The 4,835-nt window shown below is 59.4% G+C and carries 6 protein-coding genes; all 6 read right to left on the bottom strand.

The genetic code is table 11. From position 1 onward, the window contains the following. Nucleotides 1-284: 284 nt before the first annotated feature. Entirely contained in the window at nt 285-812 is a 528-nt protein-coding gene (locus BG60_RS37755; RefSeq protein ID WP_008344894.1) for a TniQ family protein, read from the bottom strand. Next, nucleotides 787-1,659 (bottom strand): TniB family NTP-binding protein, encoded by an 873-nt coding sequence (locus tag BG60_RS35865; RefSeq protein WP_008344892.1) that lies wholly within the window; start codon nt 1,657-1,659, stop codon nt 787-789. The genes BG60_RS37755 and BG60_RS35865 overlap by 26 nt, the downstream gene beginning before the upstream one ends. A gap of 198 nt (nt 1,660-1,857) precedes the next feature. Further along, nucleotides 1,858-3,438 carry an IS66 family transposase gene (gene tnpC, locus BG60_RS35860; protein ID WP_033535843.1) on the bottom strand — a complete coding sequence of 527 codons (1,581 nt, stop codon included), beginning with the start codon at nt 3,436-3,438 and terminating at the stop codon, nt 1,858-1,860. A 31-nt stretch (nt 3,439-3,469) separates the two neighbouring features. Then, the gene (tnpB, locus tag BG60_RS35855) at nt 3,470-3,823 is read right to left on the bottom strand and encodes an IS66 family insertion sequence element accessory protein TnpB (protein WP_008344887.1); all 354 of its coding nucleotides are present in this window, start codon (nt 3,821-3,823) and stop codon (nt 3,470-3,472) included. Continuing rightward, nucleotides 3,799-4,299, bottom strand: coding sequence for a transposase (locus BG60_RS35850; RefSeq protein ID WP_033535844.1), 501 nt, complete (start codon nt 4,297-4,299; stop codon nt 3,799-3,801). Before BG60_RS35850 ends, tnpB begins: the two co-directional genes overlap by 25 nt. Before the next feature lie 59 nt (nt 4,300-4,358). Further along, on the bottom strand, nt 4,359-4,835 hold a 477-nt coding region (locus tag BG60_RS35845; RefSeq protein WP_034474599.1), incomplete at its 5' end, for a Mu transposase C-terminal domain-containing protein.

Raw genomic sequence — 4,835 nt, 5'->3', positions numbered from 1 at the left:
GCCCGGCGGCGCCGGTGGTAGGTGGCGTGTGGAAATGGGTGGCCGTACTGGTTGTGTGTGTGTCGGATGTGACCGGGTGTTATGTCAATCCGCAGTAAAGCGATCACAAGAGACCTGCGGCTTTGCGCCATGACCTCGCTCAGCCGGGGCTCGTTCCCCTCGCGCAAACCATGACGGAAGCAATTTAAGTTGCTTCAGCTAGACCTTCTCGGTGCGCTCGCGGTTCGCTTCCCGTTCGCAGTTGTTGAGGTTCACTATTTCCGCTAATGGGTGCAACATTTCCGCTAATATAGGCGCATTCGGCGAACCTCGCGTTTTTTGCGGTAGCGGCTGACCAGCTTCAATAGATGTTCCATATTGCTTGCTTGACGTATCGTCGATGCACGTACTGTTTCTAACGGCTCACGGTGTTCGTCACAGTAGCCTGCGGCGGGATCGAGCCACGTCCGCTTCCAGCGAGGCGCAGTAACGTCCGCCGGGTTCAAAACCAGGCAACGGAAGCAATAGGGTAGATGCCTTCGCGGAATCATCCAGTCGGTACGCGTTTGGATGTGCGCTAGCCGAGCGATGTCGAGCCGTGCGAGTTCGGCGAGTGTGTCAAGCACACGGTTGTCGACGGGAGCGAACAGAATCCATCCGGCGTTGGTCAGGGATGGCAAGGGTCCCAGTTGATTGGCCACCCACATTCGATCAATGCTCAGCCTGTAACGGCTGGCGACGCGGCCGAACCAGCTTCCGAAGGCTTCATCGTCGAAGGGCCGCGGTGCGAATGGCCACGGACGCACGTCACTGGATGTGTGTGGGGGCCACATGTTCGAGATGTTCGAGCTTGATGCACTCATCGCCGCTGCGAATACCCGCTTCTGCTGCCGCATTCAGGATTCTGGAAACCTCGCCTGTGAGCCCGCCGCTGGCAGCGAGAACGTATTGTGCGATTTCCCTTTGAGCGAGGTCAGAAGGTCGCCGCAAAGGCAGAATGCGCTCGAAGGCTGCGAGTAATCGCCGGAATCCCTCGCTCTCCCTCCAGCGCGGTACTTCGAATGGCGTAAAACGACTGACCATCTGGGAATCTGTCTGAAGCGCGATAACCGCATCTCGGGTGCCGACGAGTACCATGGTCGCCCGCAGATCGTTGGCCAAGAATTTCAGCAGATTGAGCGACGCGCGTTGCTCGCGATATGTGCCTGCCAGAAGGTGATGAACTTCATCGACGATCAACATGTTGGGCGCCATTCGGCGCAGCAGATTCCTCGCGAGACGTTCAAGTACGGCCAACCCCGCAGCGGCGTTGTGCGGCGCGCCGAGTTCGAACAGAAGCGAGGAGTAGAAGCGATGCTGATCAGGGGTCGGCGGCATTTGCATCGAGATGATGGGGCGCATTTCCATGCCGCGGCGTTCGTCGAAAACATCGGGATGCCGGCGGCGGAACTTGGCGGTGATTTGCGTCTTGCCGATGTTTGAATCGCCATGTAGCAATAGGCACGGCATGCGTTCGCGTCGCGGCGTGACAAACAACCGTTCAAGCTGCTCGAGTGCTTGAGTGGCGCGTGGGTAATCAATCCAGCGATCCCGTAACAGGCATTGAATCCGTGCGTCATCGTCGAGCTGGGCTTGTGACCGTGTCGCCGGCAGTAGATGGGAAAGGGGAGTCGATTTCATCTACGCATCACCATTGCTCAACATCGTAGGCCGTCGCCGGCTTACTGTAATCGACGGGATCCGGTTGCTGCGTCGAGGTACTCGCTGGACTTGAGCTGGAACCCTGCTCGAAAATTCCGTGGATCGAACGTACGCGATCCACGAACGACGCCCCTCGGAGTAAGGCGGAGAGCGCGTGATGTATGTCAGCAATGCGGGTCAGCGGAGATCTGCGGGCATCTTCCAAGGAAGCAGCGCGTCGTAGTCGTCAACGGTCCTCGCCAGAGGAAGACGTTGGAACAACCAGTGAAGGTAGCGATAGGGATCGATGCCCCCGGCTTTGCAGGTTTCGATCAGGCTGTAGAGGTTTGCACTTGCGTTCGCCCCCGCTACGGTGTCGCTAAAAAGCCATGAGCGGCGCCCGACGACGAATGGGCGAATCGCATTCTCGCAAGGGTTATTCGAGATGGCCCAAGTGCCGTTCTCGACGTAGCGGATCAGCTTCGGCCACTGCTCGCGCAGATAGGTCAGTGCCTTTCCGAGCAAACTTTTTGGTACGACACCCGGCGACTCCGCGAGGGCTAAAGCGTAGATGGCGTCGAGTATGCGCGTGCTGTATCGACGTCGCAATCGCTGTCGTCGCTCAGCTGCCCATTTCTTAGAGCGGGCCTCCGCAGCGAACAGCTTGCCGATCAGCGTGATGAATCGTGTCGCGAGCAGATCGGGCGAACGCGCGGCTTTCGGCACGTTCTCCTCCGCTTTGATGAAGTACCGTCTTAGGTGTGCCCAACATCCGAGGTGCACGAGGTCGTAGCGTTGAGCGATGTCGTTGTAGGGCTCGTAGCCATCAGTCATCAGAACCGCGCCCTTGCGGATCCCCGTGAACAGCTTGTCGGCCAGCTTGGTACCGCGTCCGGGCGTATAGCTGAAGCAGCGGATGGGGATGCCTGAATTGGTCATCTGCGCCCAGAGGTAGCTCTTCGTTTGCGGCTTTCGCCCTTTCTCTTTCAGTACCTGGAACGTCGTCTCGTCGCAGTAGATCAGTTCGGCATCGAGCAACGCATCGCGCATGAGGTTGATCACGGGCTGGGTCGCGAGGCCAACGCGAACCATGCTGGCGGCGATCGTGTTCGATGAGATGTCTCCGCCGAAGCGACACAGCAAACCGGCCTGGCGATAGAGCGGCATGCCGAACTGATATTTGCCGGTGGCGATCCATGCGAGCGCTGCTTCGCTCAACAGTCCGCGCGCGATGATGCGCGGCGGCGCTGGAGTGACCTTGATGCCGAGATCGCAGCACGGGCACGCATATTTAACGCGCTGGTGTTGGATCACTCGAAGCTGCTCGGGGATCACATCGAGCTGCTCGCTGATCTCCGCGCCGATCTCAACGAGCGCTTGCCCATCGTTCGTGCAAAAGCGTTCGGCTTCGGGCAATTCGTGCCGCACGACCTCGCGCGGCAGATTGGGATCAAGCGGCTTGCGGTGACCGCGCTTCTTGCGCTTGTGCGCGCCAACCGTCGTCTCTGGCGTGTCTTCTTGGGCAGGCGCGCTGTTCGCGCCGAGCACCTCGGCTTCGTTGAACAAGCCAAGTTGATCAGAATCTCGTGCCTCGCTCTTGGCGCCGAACAGTTCGCGACGGTGGGCTCGGAGTCGCTCCTCAGCAAGATCGCGCTCTGCCGTCATAAGCCGCAAGGCGCCGCGTAAGGCCTCCTGTTCTTCTCGCAATGCACGAGCAGCATCGCGCTCGGCGAGCAACGCCTTCAATTCCTCGGCGGTGATCGTGACATTGATCGGCATGGCGGGTTAGACCAGCGCACGGCCTCACTGTTCAGCTCACGCGGCGATATTCCTGCTTCGGATGCCGTCGTATCGCGGTGATGTCATCGCCATCGAGCAACGCGTGCAACACGTTGGTCGTCATCGTCACGATCTCAGCCTTGTTGTCTGGCCAGATGAAGTGGCTGCTCTCCAATCGTTTTATCAAAAGCCAGAAACCACTGCCGTCCCAGCCAAGAATCTTTATCCGGTCACGACGTCGGTTTCCGAAGATGTAAAGCGACGTGTCCATCGGATTTAGGCGCATCGACTGCTCGACGAGAATCGACAGACTGTTCATGCCGTAGCGGAAGTCGACAGGATCGCGGTGCAGGTAGACCTTCAGATTATCGTCGAACCGGAACACGGCATCCTCCCGAGCATCTGGACCACGGTGGTCAGCTCGTCGATGGTCGCCTCTGCGATGTCGAACTCAACACCGTTGGGCAAACGTATGTGCAAGGCAACCGTGATCGATGGTGTGCGCGCGGACACCGCTCCTTCAACCGTCACAGCCCCCTGAACGACCGGTAAAAATGGTGATGGCACGTCGGGCGCGTGAGTCCGCAAGGCCGGCGGCGTGACATCAAGCGATGCCCTGTCTGCTGGCCTCAGTTCCTTCTCCGCCGAATTCCGCGCCGCATGTGTCTTCTGATAGCGCGTGATCCACTCGCGCAACAGATTCGGGTTCAAGCCGTATTCCATCGCCGTACGCGCTATCGAAACGCCGGACGTCATGCACAACTGGACCAGTTCCTCGCGGGCTTGCGGATCGTATTCCCGGCGACCATCCCGCTTCGCGCCGACTACCAGACGGCTACGCAAATCTCGATCTTCTGTCATGTACTCTCATCCCAGCTGTCCACGTGGACAGGTAGCATCAGAGAATCACTCGTCCATTGCTAGGGCGTCCCTGAAGGACCGCATACGATCGAACGTTCGCGTGTCGGCGTGCCGTGGCGCTTGGCTTTTCGCGCCATGCTTTGTGCGTCGGAGACCAGACGGCGTTGCTGCTCGATCGTACGGAACATCATGACCTCGGAGATGCCGCGCTGACCCTCGTCGCGCAGAGACTTGACCGCTGCACGTTGTTCCCGCAGTGAAATCGGCGGGCGGCGCAGGTCTGCGTATCGGACTTCGATGAACTCCTTGCTGGTCGAACTGACGAATATCCTTGAGAGATCCTCGGGATGGTAGCGAACCGTTACCGAGCGACGGTCTTCGCGCCACGCCGAGAAGATGGGGTGCCAGTAGCGAACGTAAAACAGCGTTAGCCCGTCGGCCTGGATTGTTCGGCGTGCGATCGGGAGGAATCGCACCAAAAACCGCAACGCGGCGTCGGGGTTTGGCGGCAACGTCGGAGCAGGCGCAGCGGCAGT

It is taken from the genome of Caballeronia zhejiangensis (assembly GCF_000698575.1).
GTDB lineage: Bacteria > Pseudomonadota > Gammaproteobacteria > Burkholderiales > Burkholderiaceae > Caballeronia > Caballeronia zhejiangensis.
This window is presented reverse-complemented; position numbering and strand designations above follow the sequence as displayed.